The following is a 14,107-nucleotide window of genomic DNA, read 5'->3' on the forward strand; positions in this document are numbered from 1 at the left end:
TGCTAAACGCACGCGCAATGACTGACACCACCTCCAAAACTCGCGCGGGTTTCGCCGCCATCATCGGCGCGCCGAACGCCGGCAAGTCCACCCTGGTCAACCGCATGGTCGGGGCCAAGGTCTCGATCGTGACCCAGAAGGTCCAGACCACCCGCTTCCCCGTGCGCGGCGTCGCCATCGAGGGCGACACCCAGATCGTCCTCGTCGACACCCCCGGGATCTTCAGCCCGCGTCGGCGTCTGGACCGCGCCATGGTTCGCGCCGCCTGGGCCGGCTCCGAAGAGGCCGAGGCCACCGTCCATCTCGTCGACGTGCAGGCCGAGCTGGCCAGCCGCGCCGACAAGGCCACGCCGGGCGAATACCGCTCGGCCCAGGACGTCCAGACCATCATCGAGGGCCTGAAGGCCGCCGACCGCAAGGTGATCCTGGCGTTGAACAAGATCGACGGCATCAAGCGCGACACCCTGCTGGCCGTGGCCAAGGACTTCTTCGACACCGGCGTCTACACCGACGTGTTCATGATCAGCGCCTCGACCGGCGCGGGCGTCGACGACCTGACGGCCAAGCTGGTCTCGATGATGCCCGAGGGGCCCTGGCTCTATCCGGAAGACCAGACCGCTGACCTGCCGGCGCGCCTTCTGGCCGCCGAGATCACCCGCGAGAAGGTCTATCTGCGGGTCCACGAGGAGTTGCCCTACGCGGCCACTGTCGAAACGACCGCCTTCGAGGAGCGCAAGGACGGCTCGGTGCGGATCGAGCAGACCATCCTGGTCGAGCGCGAAGGCCAGCGGGTCATCGTGATCGGTAAGGGCGGCCAGACGCTGAAGTGGATCGGCCAGGCCTCGCGCGAAGAGCTGTGCGACATCCTCGACCGCAAGGTTCACCTGTTCCTGCACGTGAAGGTCAAGGAAAACTGGGCCGAGGAACGCGGCCTGTTCAGCGACATTGGCCTGGATTTCGATGTTTGACGCGCCGGCCCCAGCTGTCGACCTGGGCGCCTATTTTCGCCGGATCGGCTATGACGGCCCGCGCGAGGCGACCCTGGATGTGCTGCGCGCGATCACGTTTCGCCATCCGGACGCCATCCCGTTTGAGAACCTCGACGTCCTTCTGGGGCGAGGGATCAGCATTGTCCCGGCCGATGTCGACGCCAAGCTGATCGGAGCCGAGCGGGGCGGCTACTGCTACGAGCAGAATGGGTTGTTGAAGCGCGTGCTGCAGGCGCTGGGCTTTCAGGTCGAAGGCCTGATGGCCCGCGTGCTGTGGATGGCCCCGGAAGGCGCGCCGCCGCGTCCGCGCTCGCACCAGGTGCTGGGCGTGACGATTGATGGCGAAACCTGGCTGGCCGACGCCGGCTTTGGCGGTTGCGTGCTGACCGCGCCGATGCGCCTGTTCTCGGATGAGGTCCAGGACAGCCCGCACGGCAAGTTCCGCATTGTCGATACGCAGACCAACGGCGTCGCCGAGCGTCAGGTTCAGGCCGACCTCTCGGGCCGGTGGTCGCCGCTCTATCAGGTGTCGCAGGGCGCCTGGGCCGAGGTCGATTACGAGCAGGCCAATTTCTACACCTACACCCACCCCAGCTCGCACTTCACCTGGAGCATGACGGTGGGACGCACGACGCCGACCGCGCGCTACGCCCTGAAGAACAACCGCTTCACCCACCGCGACGTGACCGGCGCCGTGGTCGAGCAGCGTGACCTTTCCGTCGAGGAGCTGGAAGCGACCCTGCGCGATGTGATCGGCCTGCCGGTGGAGGCCGACTGGCGGCCGGTGCTGGAAAAGGTTGTGGCCTGGGGAACGCCCGCTTGAGCCTGGAGTGGGAGGACGAAGCCTATGTCCTCTCGGCCCGCTCGCATGGCGAGACGGGGGCCATTGTCGAACTCCTGACCGAGGCGCGCGGTAAGGTCGCCGCGCACGTGGCCGGCGCGGCGTCGCGGCGGATGAAGCCGTTCCTGCAGCCGGGCGCGCGGGTCATCGCCCGCTATCGGGCCCGGGTCGAGGGTCAGCTGGGATCGGCCAGTCTGGAGCCGATGGGCGAGGGGCCTTCGAGCCTGTTCGACGATCGCCTGGCCCTGGCCGGCCTCTCGGCGGCGGCCGCTGTCGCCGCTGCGGCCCTGCCGGAACGCGAGGCTCACCCCGGCGCTTTCCACGCGCTTGAAGCCCTGATCCGCGTGCTGGAAATCCCCGACATCTGGCCGGCGGTCTATGTGCGCTACGAGGCGGGACTGCTGCAGGAGCTGGGCTTTGGCCTGGACCTTTCGAAATGCGCGGCGACGGGGACGTTCGACGATCTCGTCTATGTCAGCCCGCGAACCGGACGCGCTGTCAGCCGCGAGGCGGGCAAGCCCTATCACGACAAGCTCTTGCCGTTGCCGCCGTTCATGCTGTCCTCGCAGGGCGGGCTGGCGGAAGGCGACGTGAAGGCGGGTCTGGACATCACCGGCCATTTTCTTGAGCAGTTTGTCTTCGGACCCCTGAACCGCCCGCTGCCGCCGGCCCGGCTCTGGCTCTTGGACCGCCTGACCGACGCAGGACGACTTTAAGAAGCGTCACAAATGCGGTTTATCCCGAGGCGGAAGTTTCGGAGCCGCTTGATGTCTGTCCTTGATCGCTACGCCCTCAGCCGTCGCCGCCTGCTGTCCGTGTTCGGCGGCGCCGCAGTCTCCGCGCTCGCCATCCCGATGGAAAGCGGCAAGGCCCTGGCCCAGGCCGTCTTCTCGACCTACCCGTTCCAACTGGGCGTGGCCTCAGGCGATCCGTCACCGGACGGCTTCGTGATCTGGACGCGCCTGGCGCCGGAGCCCTTGGAGATCGGCTACGGCATGCCCAGCGCGCCTGTCGCCGTGGAATGGGAAGTCGGCGACGCGCCGAACATGCGCAACATTGTGGCTAAGGGCCGTGCGATCGCCCCGCCCGAGTTGGGCCACGCGGTCCATGTCGAGGTCAGCGGACTGCAGCCGGGGCGCGACTACTGGTATCGCTTCACTGCGGGACGGGAGCGCAGCCTGACAGGCCGGGCGCGCACCACGCCCGCCCTGGGCGCGGTCGTAGACCGGGTCCGCTTTGCGGTCGCGGGTTGCCAGAACTACGAGCAGGGCTTCTACACCGCGCACCGTCGCCTCGCGGCCGAGACGCCGGACTTCGTGTTCTGCTACGGCGACTACATCTACGAGGGCCGCGGCAACCGGGTCTGGAACAGCGCGGACGGCCCCGTCGAGAACGTCCGCCAGCATTTCGGCGGCGAGATCTACAGCCTCGACGACTATCGTCGTCGTTACGCCCAGTACAAGATGGACACCGACCTGCAGGCGGCTCACGCGGCTGCTCCGTGGTTCACGGTGTGGGATGACCACGAGGTCGACAATAACTGGGTCAGCGATCACGACCAGGACGGGGTCGATCCTAAGCTCTTTCTCCTGCGCCGGCAGGCGGCCGCCCAGGCCTACTACGAAAACATGCCGCTCCGTGCGGCGAGCTTCCCTTCGGGGCCTTCTCTGCGCATCCATCGCCGCGCGTCGTTCGGCGGCTTGATGGACATGAACCTGCTGGACACCCGCCAGTTCCGAAGCCAGCAACCGTGCGACGATCGCTACGGAACGACTTGCGCCGGCGTCGACGATCCTGCGGCTCAAGTGCTGGGGTCGGAGCAGGAGAAGTGGCTGTATGAGAGCCTCGGCGCGTCGAAGGCCACTTGGAACGTGCTGGCCCAGCAGGTCATGCTGATGGATCTTGATCGTCAGGCTGGTCCGGAGGTCGGCTATAACCTCGACAGCTGGGGCGGCTATCGCTCGCCGCGGGCGCGTCTGCTCAGCGAGATCCGCGATCGCAAGGTGCGTAATGTCGTGGTGCTTACGGGCGACGAGCACCAGAACTACGCTGGCGATGTCTATCTCGACGGGGCGAAGCCAGACGGCGCCCCTATCGCGGCCGAGTTCGTGGTGACCTCGATCAGCTCCGGCGGTGACGGGACGGACCAGCGCAGCGACATGGCCGCCATCCAGAAGGCCAGCCCGATGCTGAAGTTCAACAACGCCCAGCGCGGCTACGCCATCTGTGACGTGACGCCGAAAGCCTTCGTGACCGAATTCAAGGTGCTGGACGCCATCACGCGCCGCGACGGCAAGCTCACTACCCGTGCGAAATGGGCGGCGGAGGCCGGAAAGTCGGGGATTGTCAGGGCCTAACCGCTCGAATCATCGAGGGGGTTTCTGCTAGGCTCGCGCCTCGGAGTAACGAATCCCCTCGATGAACAAGCCTGTCCTTCCTCCTCCCGGCGGCCCCGACGACGGCGACCGCATTCTCGACGAGCCGCTGACCGAGGCGCTGTCGCGGCGCTATCTGGCCTATGCGCTGTCGACGATCGGCTCGCGGGCGCTGCCCGACGTGCGCGATGGCCTGAAGCCCGTGCACCGTCGCGTGCTGTACGCGATGAGCAACATGCGGCTGAACCCCGATGCTGCGGCGCGCAAATGCGCCAAGGTGGTCGGCGAGGTGATGGGTAACTTCCACCCGCACGGCGACGCCTCGATCTATGACGCGCTGGTGCGTCTGGCTCAGGAGTTCAGCCAGCGCATCCCGCTGGTCGAAGGGCAGGGGAACTTCGGCAATATCGACGGCGATAGCGCTGCGGCCATGCGCTACACCGAATGCAAGATGACGGAGGCGGCGACGCTTCTGTTGGACGGCATCGACGAAGACGCGGTCGACTTCCGCCCGACCTATGACGGCCAGGACGAAGAGCCGGTCGTGCTGCCCTCGGGCTTCCCGAACCTGCTGGCCAACGGCTCTTCAGGCATCGCCGTCGGCATGGCCACCTCGATCCCGCCGCACAACGCCGCAGAGCTGATCGACGCCTGCCAGCTCTTGCTGGCCAATCCCGACGCCACCACCGAAGACCTGCTGGAAAAGGTGCCGGGCCCGGATTTCCCGACCGGCGGCGTGATCGTCGAGTCGCGCGCCAGCCTGCTGGAAACCTACGAGACCGGTCGCGGCGGCGTGCGGATGCGCGCCAAGTGGGAGAAGGAAGACACCGGTCGCGGCACCTACCAGATCGTCGTCACCGAGATCCCATACCAGGTAAAGAAGTCGGACCTGGTCGAGCAACTGGCCGACCTGATCGACAGCAAGAAGGCAGCCCTCTTGGGCGACGTCCGCGACGAGAGCGCCGAGGACATCCGCCTGGTGCTGGAGCCGAAGTCCAAGAACGTCGAGCCTGAAGTGCTGATGGAGAGCCTGTTCAAGCTCTCGGCGCTGGAGAGCCGCTTCCCGGTCAACATCAACGTGCTGGACGCGCGCGGCACGCCGGGCGTGATGGGCCTGAAGCAGGCCCTGATGGCGTTCCTGGCGCATCGCCGCGAGGTGTTGACCCGCCGCGCCCGCCACCGCCTGGCCAAGATCGAAGCCCGTCTGCACATCCTGGACGGCCTGCTGATCGCCTATCTGAACCTCGATGAGGTCATTCGGATCGTCCGCTACGAGGACAAGCCGAAGGAAAAACTGATCGAGACCTTTGCGCTGTCGGACATCCAGGCCGACGCCATCCTCAACACCCGCCTGCGCCAACTGGCCAAGCTGGAGGAGATGGAAATCCGTCGCGAGCACGCCGAACTGGTGGAAGAGCGCGACGGCATTCTGGCCATGCTGGCCAGCGAGGCCAAACAGTGGAAGCTGGTCGGCGTGGGCCTGTCCGAGGTTCGCGCGGCGCTGCTCAAGATCAAGCACCCGCTCGACAAGGCGCGCCCCACGGGCGTCACAGGTCGCTCGGTGTTCGGCGAGGCCCCGCAGGTCGACGCCGACGCCGCCATCGAGGCGATGATCGTGCGCGAGCCGATCACGATCATCCTGTCCGAGCGCGGCTGGATCCGCGCGGCCAAGGGCAAGGTCGATGATCCGTCCGAGCTGAAGTTCAAGGAAGGCGACAAGCTGGGCTTCCTGGTCCCGGCCGAGACCACCGACAAGCTGCTGATCTTCTCCAGCGACGGGCGCTTTTTCACGCTGGGCTGTGACAAGCTGCCCAGCGCGCGCGGTCATGGCGAGCCGGTGCGGATGATGATCGAGCTGGACGACAAGGTGAAGATCATCGACGTCTTCCCGTTCAAGGCTGGCCGCAAACGCATTCTGGCCTCGAAGGGCGGCTATGGCTTCCTGATGCCCGAGGAAGAAGCCCTGGCCAACCGCAAGGCCGGCAAACAGGTCCTGAATGTCGGCAACGAAGGCGCGGCCTTCTGCCTGGAGGCCGTCGGCGACCAGCTGGCGGTGATCGGCGACAACGGCAAGATCCTGATCTTCCCGCTGGAAGAGCTACCCGAAATGCCGCGCGGCAAGGGCGTCAAGCTGCAGGCCTATCGCGAGGGCGGGCTGCGCGACGGCCTGTCGTTCAACGCCGAAACCGGAGCCTACTGGATCGACACGGCCGGCCGGCGTCGTGACTGGGCCGAGTGGAAGGAATGGGTGGGCCGTCGGGCCGGCGCCGGCAAGCTGGCGCCCAGGGGCTTCGCCACCAACAAGCGGTTCCGGCCCAAATGAGGACCGGACGGCTGCGTCGTCGCGCGTTGAGCCTTTTGGCCGGCGTCTTCGGCTGCGCGGCCGTCGCCGCGACCCCGGCCTTGGCCTTGCCGAAGGGCAAGCCGCAGGAAGGGGGCTTCAACGCCGAACGGCTCAAGCACCTCGACGATCACATGCAGTCCATGGTCGATCGGGGGCAGATCGCCGGCGGCGTGACTCTACTGGCGCGTCATGGGCGGATCGTGCATGCGCGGGCCTTTGGTCGCCGGGTGCTGGGCGGCGATCCGATGCCGATGGATGCGATCTTCCGCATCCGCTCAGAGACCAAGCCGGTGACCGGCGTGGCTATGATGATCCTCTTCGAAGAGGGCAAGTGGAAGCTGGACGATCCGGTCAGTCTGCACGTTCCGGAGTTCGCCAATCTCCGCGTCGCCAAGGGTGTCGATGAGACGGGGCAGCCAATCCTGACTCCGATTTCCAGACCGCCCACCATGCGCGAGCTGATGACCCACACAGCGGGTTTTGCCTATGGACTGGCTAATGATCCCAGCAGCCCGGCCGACCAGGCCTATTATCGGGCTGCGGTCCTGCAGTCGTCGTCGCTGACGGACCTGGTTCAGAAGGTCTCGGGGCTGCCGATGTTCGCTGAGCCGGGGCAGCTCTGGCGCTACAGCGTAGCCGCCGACATTCAGGGCTATATCGTCGAGAAGCTGTCGGGTCAGAGCCTGCCGGTGTTCATGCAGGAGCGCATCTTCACGCCGCTGGGCATGAAAGACACCGCCTTCTACGTCCCCGAGGAGAAGCAGGCCCGTCTGGCCGCGCTGTACGACGCTGATCCGACCACGGGGCAACTGGTTCCCGCCGTCGAGGGCGCCTGGCGCGACGTCAGTAAGCCGCCGGCCGCGCCGCTGGGCGGCGGCGGACTGGTGTCGACGGCCGGCGACTTCGCGCGGTTCGCCCAGACGATCCTGAACAAGGGCGAATTGGACGGTGTGCGGATCCTCAAGCCAGAAACCGTGGCGCTGATGACCCAGAACCACCTGCCGGAAGGGTTCGTGGTGACGACAAACGGCACCACAGGCGTGTTGGCGCCGGCGTCGCGGCCTTTTCCGTTCGCACCGGGGATGGGCTATGGGATCGATATGGCCGTCGCCGTCGATCCCGCCGCATCTGGCGCGCCGGTTGGGGCAGGAACCGTCAGCTGGGGCGGTAGCGCCGGGACTTGGTTCTGGATCGACCCGGCCAATGACCTCTTTTTCGTGGGCATGATCCAGCGCCTTGGTGGCGTTGGGTCCGGCCTCGACGCTCAGTCGCGGTCGCTGGTTTACCAGGCGATCGAACGCCCGTCGGCCATGCCTGTGCAGATCTCCAACAAATCTGCGGCTCGGGCCGCGATTTCGCGCTGACGCGCTCTCGTTCGCGACTCTAGGGCCTGGCGGCAAATTGCGGGTTCCAACCGTCGCGCCCTCGCTCTAAGGTCCTTCAAACAATTGTTTGGGAGGTTGGGTTGGCGATCCGGAAATGGGTGGCGGCGAGCGCCGTCGCGCTGCTTTTGGCGGGGGGAGCGCCGGGAGCCTGGGCGGAGACGAAGGCGCCGGCCATCGCCGCTGCTTCGCCTGAGAGCGCCGGGTTCTCGGCCGAAGGCCTTAGGAAGCTGGATACCCACATGCAGGGTCTGGTCGAAAAGGGCCACCTGCCTGGCGTGACCACCATGCTTGTCCGTCACGGCAAGGTCGTTAACTTTGAGGTCCACGGCAAGAAGGGCTTCGACGGCCCGCCGATGACCAAGGACACGATCTTCCGAATCTACTCGCAGACCAAGCCGGTGACCGGCGTCGCGATGATGATCCTCTTTGAAGAGGGCAAGTGGACGCTGGACGATCCGGTCAGCAAGTTCATCCCCGAGTTCGCTAATCTTCGGGTGTTTAAGAGCGTGAACGCAGACGGGTCGTTCGAGACAGTTCCCGCCGAGCGCCCGCCGACCATGCGCGAACTGATGAGCCATTCGGCGGGCTTCGCCTATGGCCTCGTCCCCGACAATCCCCTCGACAAAGCCTACGCCGACAAGGTGCTGGGCGCGCGCTCGCGCGATGATTTCGTCAAGGCGATCGCCGAGATCCCGCTGGTGGATCAACCGGGCAAGCGCTGGAAGTACAGCATCGCCGTCGATATCCAGGGCCTGATCGTTGAAAAGCTGACCGGCATGTCGCTGGGCGACTTCATGAAGCAGCGCATCTTCGACCCGCTGAAGATGAAGGACACGGGCTTCTGGCTGCCCGCCGAGAAGGCGGATCGACTGGCGTCGCTCTATCTCTGGAGCCCCAAGGTCAACAAGCTGGTCCCGGCGGATGGTTTTATGGTGCTGGACATCAGCAAGCCGCCCGTCATGGCGTCTGGCGGCGGCGGCCTCGTCTCGACCAACGCCGACTACGCCCGCTTTGCCCAGATGCTGCTGAACGGCGGTGAACTGGAGGGCGCGCGCATCCTGAAGCCCGAGACGGTCAAGCTGATGCGCACCAATGCGCTGAGCGACACGATCATGAATTCCAGCGAGCCGCCGTTCAACACGGCGCGCGGGCGCGGCTTCGGTCTCGACTTCGCCGTCGTGCTTGACAGCGCCAAGGCGGGTCCGCAGGGCGAGGGGACGTTTAGCTGGGGCGGCGCGGCCGGCACCTGGTTCTGGATCGACCCGAAGAACGATCTCTTCTTCCTCGGTATGATCCACATCCTCAACAAGGGCGGCGATCCGGCGATCAAGGACATCGACGATGACAGCGCCAAGCTTGTCTACGACGCCCTGATCGATCCGAAGAAATAACACCTTCATCCGATTTCCCCGGCGAAAGCCGGGGCCCAGATTCAGTCTGAGCGATTTGGTCGCTCGCGCCGTTCTCCCGGCCAATGAGGAGAGGTCCCGTGTTCGATCTGGACCCCGGCTTTCGCCGGGTGAGGTCGGGGTGGGGTAAAAGGGAGGTGCTGATGAAAGCCGCTGTCTATTACGAAACCGGTGCTCCCGACGTTCTGCGCTACGAGGATGTTCCGGATCCTGTCTGCCACGCCCAGGGCGTGGTCATCCGCGTCGAGGCGGTCAGCATTGAGGGCGGTGACACGCTCAATCGCGGCGGTGGCCAGATGGCGGGCGTGCCCCACATCGTCGGCTACCAGGCGGCGGGCGAGATCGTCGAGGTCGGCGCCGAGGTCACCCACCTGAAGGTCGGCCAGAAGGTCGTGACGGTGAACGCCTTTGGCTCCCACGCCGAGCTGCGTTCGGTTCCGGCGCGCAACGCCTGGCCGATCCCTGAAGGCTTCGACCTCCATAAGGCCGCTGCGATCCCGGTGCCGTTCGGCACGGCGCATGAGTGCCTTTTCGGCGCCGGGCGACTGAAGGCCGGCGAGACGGTGCTGGTGCAGGCCGGCGCGGGCGCCGTGGGCCTAGCCGCTATCCAGCTGGCCAAGCAGGCTGGAGCCACTGTTCTCGCGTCGGCGTCCAACGATGAACGCCTGGAGCGCCTCAAGCCGTTCGGCATGGATCACGGGATCAACTATCGCCGCGACGATCTGGTCGAGCAGGTCATGAAGCTAACTGGCGGCAAGGGCGTCGATCTGGTCGTAGATCCCGTCGGCGGCGCGACCCTGCCGGGCAGCCTCGCGGCCTTGGGCTATCGCGGTCGCGTCTCGCTGGTGGGCAACGCAGGTCGCGAGCCGATGAAGGTCGATGTCGGCTCGCTGATGGGCGGCAATCGCAGCCTGACCGGCGTGTTCCTGGGCGCCGAGATCATGACCGATCGCGTTCACGACATGATCCAGGACCTGATTGAGAAGGCCGCGCACGGCGAGCTTGAGGTCGTGATCGACCGCACGTTCCCGCTGTCCGAGGCCGCCGCCGCCCACGCCTACATCGAAAGCCGCCAAGCCGTCGGCCGCGTGCTGCTCATTCCCTGAGGCTGATCATGACCAACCGCGTGCTCGCCCATACCGGGGCGAAGTATCCGATCATCCAGGCCCCCATGGGCTGGATCGCTCGCTACCAACTGGCCAGCGCGGTCTCCCGCGCTGGCGGCCTGGGCATTATCGAGACCTCGTCCGGCGAGACCGAGAACTGCAAGGCCGAGATCACCAAGATGGCCGAGACCGGTTTGCCCTTCGGGGTGAACCTGCCGATCATGTTCCTCCGCGACGACGCCATGCTCCGCTTCGTCTGTGACAGCGGGGTCAAGTTCGTGACGACCTCGGCCGGCAGTCCCGCCAAGTTCATCGGCCCGCTCAAGGACGCCGGCATTGTCGTCTACCACGCCGTGCCGACCGTCGACGCGGCGGTCAAATGCGTCGAGGTCGGCGTTGATGGTCTCGTCGTCGAAGGCGCTGAAGGCGGCGGATTCAAGAACCCAGAGGAGGTCTCGACTCTGGTTCTGCTGCAGGCCATCCGTGAGAAGGTGGATGTGCCGCTCGTCGCCGCCGGCGGCATCTGCGACGGACGCGGCATGGCCGCCGCCTTCGCCCTCGGCGCCGAGGCCGTGCAGATGGGCACGCGCTTCGTCAGCTCGGCTGAGAGCCCTGTGCACGCCAACTACAAGGCTGCGATCACCGGGGCGAAGGAGACTGGCACCTGGGTTCTGAACAAGAAGGCCAGCCCCTGTATCCGGGCCATCAAATCCGAGCTGACCAAGGAAATCTACGACGCTGGCGTCATGCCGCCGGACGTGCTGAAGAACATCCTCGGAGTCTATTTCGGCGGCGACATGGAGGCCGCCCCAGCCCTCGCTGGCCAGACCGTTGGCCTCATCAATGAGGTGAAGTCAGCCCAAGACATCATCGACGAGACCGTCGCCCAGTTTCATCAAATCACAGGGCGTCTCGGCGCCCTGGCCGCCAGTCGCGGCTTCTAGAGGGTAAGACTATGCAGAACCTGTTTTCGCTTGAGGGCCGCGTGGCTCTGGTCACCGGTGGCTCGCGCGGCATCGGCGCGATGATCGTCAAGGGCTTCCTGACCCACGGCGCCAAGCGCGTCTACATCACCGCCCGCAAGGCCGCCGCCTGCGACGCGGCCGCTGAGGAGCTGAGCCAGTATGGCGAATGCGTCTCGCTGCCGGGCGATATCTCCACCATGGAAGGCATCCAGGGGCTCGCCGCCCGCATCAAGGAACGCGAGCCCAAGCTCGACATCCTGGTCAACAACGCCGGCGCCGCCTGGGGCGCAGGCTTCGACGAGTTCCCCGAGAGCGGTTGGGACAAGACGGTCGACCTGAACATGAAGACGCCGTTCTTCCTGACCCAGGCCCTGATCGGCGAACTGCGGGCGGCGGCCAAGGACCGGGTGGCCAAGGTGATCAACATCGCCTCGATCGACGGCCAGTCGGTCACCAAGGACGAGACCTATCCCTATGGCGCGTCCAAGGCGGGTCTGCTGCACATGACCAAGCGCATGGCCCTGCGTCTGGCGCCCGAGAACATCGCGGTCAGCTGCATCGCGCCGGGCGCCTTCGCCTCGGACATGAACAAGGTGGCGCGCGACCACGCCGACGCCGTCGCCAAGATGATCCCGGCCGGCCGCATCGGCGAGGCCGAGGACATGGCGGGCGCGGCCATTTATCTGGCCTCGCGGGCGGGGGACTATGTGGTGGGTGGCGCGGTGACGGTCGACGGCGGCGTCAGCTTCGCGCGATAGGCCTCACGGCTCCCCGTCCCGCAGGGGCGGGGAGCGCCTTTACTCCAGATCCTCGATCTCCGCCGGTTCGGCGTCGCTGAGGGGCAGGTCGCAGGCGTCCTTGAGGGCGCCAGGACTGCGCGGCGCGCGCGCGCCGCGCTCACGGGCCGACATCAAAGACCAACCGCCAGGCTTCAGGATCTCCAGCGGCGAGAAACGGGCCTTGTAGGCCATCTTCTCGCTGCCCGGCACCCAGTAGCCCAGATAGACGTAGGGTAGGGCGTTCTGCTGCGCCTGCACGATGTGGTCGAGAATGATGAACGAGCCGAAGCTGCGGCGCGGCTGGTCCGGTTCATAGAAGCTGTAGACCAGGGACAGGCCGTCGGCGAGCATGTCGACCAGCACGCAGGCGACGAGATCGCCAGGGCCGCGATCGACCGACTTGCGCCGGTACTCGATCAGATGCGTGCGGACCGCCGTATCCTCGACCATCGCAACATAATCGGGCCAGGTCATCTCGGCCATGCCGCCGTCGGCGTGGCGGGCCAAGAGATAGCGCCGCAACAGTTCGAACTGCTCAAGAGTCGCCTCGGCCTCGACCCAATGGCGTTCCAGGTCGTCGTTGCGATTGAGGATCTTCCGCTCGGATCGCGACAGAACGTATTCAGCGGCTGGCGCGCGGGCGGACTGGCAGGCGCGACAGGTTTCGCAGGCCGGGCGATAGGCGATGTTCTGCGAACGGCGGAAGCCGACCTGTGTCAGGCTGTCATTTACGATCGGTCCGTCTGACAGGGGAAGGTGCGCGAACACCTTCCGCTCTTCACGACCGGGCAGGTAAGGGCAAGGCGTGGGCGCCGTCAGAAAGAACCGAAGCTGTCGCGTCGGAAAATGCTGCGTCACGTCCGGCCAGTTCCCTTCATCTTGTTGCGGCTCAGAACGAGATTAGGGGGCATAGCGTTTCGATGCGCAAGCTTCACGCAAGCGCGGCGCGGCGAACGGTCACAGTCCGTCGGGCAGAACGGGCTTTTCGCGCAGGAGAACGATCGAAATCCGGCGGTTGCCCGCCAGGGTCGGATCGTCTGCGTAAAGCGGCTCCGAGTTGGCCTTGCCGGACACCTGATAGATGCGGTCGTCATCGACGCCCGCGCCGCGAAGAATCTGCCGTGAAGCGTCCGCGCGTTGCGCTGAAAGGGCCCAGTCGCCGTCCTGCTTCTTGCCATACGCGTTGGCGCTGGTGTGACCCGAGATCGTCACACGGTTCGGCAGTTGGTTGATCACCTTGGCCACGGCGCGGAGCAGGATCCGCGTGCGGTCATTCGGCTCCTTGGAGTTTTCCTTGAACATCGCGCGACCTTCCTGGTCGACCAACTGGATGCGCAAGCCTTCCGGCGTCTGGTCGATCAGGATCTGCTTCGAGAGCTCCGCGAGCTCGGGCATATCCTGCAGCGACTGGCGCAAGGACTGGGCGGCCGAGGCGAAGCTGTCCTGTTCCTTCTTGGCCAGGGCGTCGCGAAGCGCCTGCTCGCTAGCGGAGTCCAGATTGGCGCTCTCGCTGCTCTGCGCGTCCTTGCTCACGTCCTGCGGGGCTTCGGGGGCCATCTGCTGAACGACCGAGAGCTTGCCGTCGGCCTTGGCGCCGTCATCGCCGAGCGAGGTGCCGCCCAAGATGCCGCCGGAGCCGCTAGTGGTGGACGAGATCGAGGCCGGCGCGAAATAGTCGGCGATGCCCTGCTTCTGCTCGGGGCTGGTCGTGTTGAGCAGCCACATCAGCAGAAAGAACGCCATCATCGCCGTCACGAAGTCGGCATAGGCCACCTTCCAGGCGCCGCCATGGTGACCATGGCCGCCGCCCTTCTTGACCTTCTTGATGATGATCGGCTGTTCGCTGTTGACCGCCATCGTGCTTAAGCCTGCTTAACCTTAAGCCCGCAACCTGCCCAAAGGTCGTTAAGATGG

General features: G+C 65.9%; 12 protein-coding genes. 10 read left to right on the top strand and 2 right to left on the bottom strand.

Features of this window, described 5'->3' with window-relative positions:
• Nucleotides 1-17 precede the first annotated feature (17 nt).
• The 10 genes from era (at nucleotide 18) to CSW63_RS10760 (ending at nucleotide 12,172) form a co-directional block, all read left to right on the top strand.
• The gene (gene era / locus CSW63_RS10715; RefSeq protein ID WP_062097089.1) at nucleotides 18-968 is read left to right on the top strand and encodes a GTPase Era; all 951 of its coding nucleotides are present in this window, start codon (nucleotides 18-20) and stop codon (nucleotides 966-968) included.
• Complete coding sequence (locus tag CSW63_RS10720) at nucleotides 961-1,812, top strand: arylamine N-acetyltransferase (RefSeq protein WP_062097087.1); 852 nt, start codon at nucleotides 961-963, stop codon at nucleotides 1,810-1,812. The genes era and CSW63_RS10720 overlap by 8 nt, the downstream gene beginning before the upstream one ends.
• A 2-nt stretch (nucleotides 1,813-1,814) precedes the next feature.
• Nucleotides 1,815-2,546 (top strand): DNA repair protein RecO, encoded by a 732-nt coding sequence (gene recO / locus CSW63_RS10725; RefSeq protein WP_062097150.1) that lies wholly within the window; start codon nucleotides 1,815-1,817, stop codon nucleotides 2,544-2,546.
• A 51-nt stretch (nucleotides 2,547-2,597) separates the two neighbouring features.
• Nucleotides 2,598-4,187 (top strand): alkaline phosphatase, encoded by a 1,590-nt coding sequence (locus tag CSW63_RS10730; protein WP_062097085.1) that lies wholly within the window; start codon nucleotides 2,598-2,600, stop codon nucleotides 4,185-4,187.
• A 61-nt stretch (nucleotides 4,188-4,248) separates the two neighbouring features.
• Nucleotides 4,249-6,528 (top strand): DNA topoisomerase IV subunit A, encoded by a 2,280-nt coding sequence (gene parC / locus CSW63_RS10735; RefSeq protein ID WP_062097083.1) that lies wholly within the window; start codon nucleotides 4,249-4,251, stop codon nucleotides 6,526-6,528.
• Nucleotides 6,525-7,913, top strand: a complete 1,389-nt coding sequence (locus CSW63_RS10740; RefSeq protein ID WP_062097081.1) for a serine hydrolase — start codon at nucleotides 6,525-6,527, stop codon at nucleotides 7,911-7,913. Before parC ends, CSW63_RS10740 begins: the two co-directional genes overlap by 4 nt.
• Before the next feature lie 101 nt (nucleotides 7,914-8,014).
• A complete protein-coding gene (locus tag CSW63_RS10745; RefSeq protein WP_062097079.1) occupies nucleotides 8,015-9,325 on the top strand; it encodes a serine hydrolase in 1,311 nt (436 codons plus the stop codon).
• Nucleotides 9,326-9,486: 161 nt separating this feature from the next.
• Nucleotides 9,487-10,449, top strand: a complete 963-nt coding sequence (locus CSW63_RS10750; protein WP_062097077.1) for a zinc-binding alcohol dehydrogenase family protein — start codon at nucleotides 9,487-9,489, stop codon at nucleotides 10,447-10,449.
• A gap of 8 nt (nucleotides 10,450-10,457) precedes the next feature.
• Nucleotides 10,458-11,393, top strand: a complete 936-nt coding sequence (locus tag CSW63_RS10755; RefSeq protein WP_062097075.1) for a nitronate monooxygenase family protein — start codon at nucleotides 10,458-10,460, stop codon at nucleotides 11,391-11,393.
• Between the two features lie 11 nt (nucleotides 11,394-11,404).
• Nucleotides 11,405-12,172 (top strand): SDR family oxidoreductase, encoded by a 768-nt coding sequence (locus tag CSW63_RS10760; protein ID WP_062097073.1) that lies wholly within the window; start codon nucleotides 11,405-11,407, stop codon nucleotides 12,170-12,172.
• A gap of 39 nt (nucleotides 12,173-12,211) precedes the next feature.
• Here CSW63_RS10760 and CSW63_RS10765 read toward each other — a convergent pair whose 3' ends face one another.
• Complete coding sequence (locus CSW63_RS10765; protein WP_062097071.1) at nucleotides 12,212-13,051, bottom strand: arginyltransferase; 840 nt, start codon at nucleotides 13,049-13,051, stop codon at nucleotides 12,212-12,214.
• A gap of 99 nt (nucleotides 13,052-13,150) precedes the next feature.
• Complete coding sequence (locus CSW63_RS10770) at nucleotides 13,151-14,050, bottom strand: flagellar motor protein MotB (RefSeq protein WP_062097069.1); 900 nt, start codon at nucleotides 14,048-14,050, stop codon at nucleotides 13,151-13,153.
• Nucleotides 14,051-14,107 lie beyond the last annotated feature (57 nt).

Origin of the sequence: Caulobacter sp. FWC26 (assembly GCF_002742645.2) — a bacterium.
Taxonomy (GTDB): domain Bacteria; phylum Pseudomonadota; class Alphaproteobacteria; order Caulobacterales; family Caulobacteraceae; genus Caulobacter.

Coding starts and splice junctions, on each gene's coding strand:
- CSW63_RS10770 (WP_062097069.1), bottom strand. CDS start 14,050: ATGGCGGTCAACAGCGAACAGCCGATCATCATCAAGAAGGTCAAGAAG.
- CSW63_RS10740 (WP_062097081.1), top strand. CDS start 6,525: ATGAGGACCGGACGGCTGCGTCGTCGCGCGTTGAGCCTTTTGGCCGGC.
- parC (WP_062097083.1), top strand. CDS start 4,249: ATGAACAAGCCTGTCCTTCCTCCTCCCGGCGGCCCCGACGACGGCGAC.
- CSW63_RS10760 (WP_062097073.1), top strand. CDS start 11,405: ATGCAGAACCTGTTTTCGCTTGAGGGCCGCGTGGCTCTGGTCACCGGT.
- CSW63_RS10730 (WP_062097085.1), top strand. CDS start 2,598: ATGTCTGTCCTTGATCGCTACGCCCTCAGCCGTCGCCGCCTGCTGTCC.
- CSW63_RS10750 (WP_062097077.1), top strand. CDS start 9,487: ATGAAAGCCGCTGTCTATTACGAAACCGGTGCTCCCGACGTTCTGCGC.
- CSW63_RS10755 (WP_062097075.1), top strand. CDS start 10,458: ATGACCAACCGCGTGCTCGCCCATACCGGGGCGAAGTATCCGATCATC.
- CSW63_RS10720 (WP_062097087.1), top strand. CDS start 961: ATGTTTGACGCGCCGGCCCCAGCTGTCGACCTGGGCGCCTATTTTCGC.
- era (WP_062097089.1), top strand. CDS start 18: ATGACTGACACCACCTCCAAAACTCGCGCGGGTTTCGCCGCCATCATC.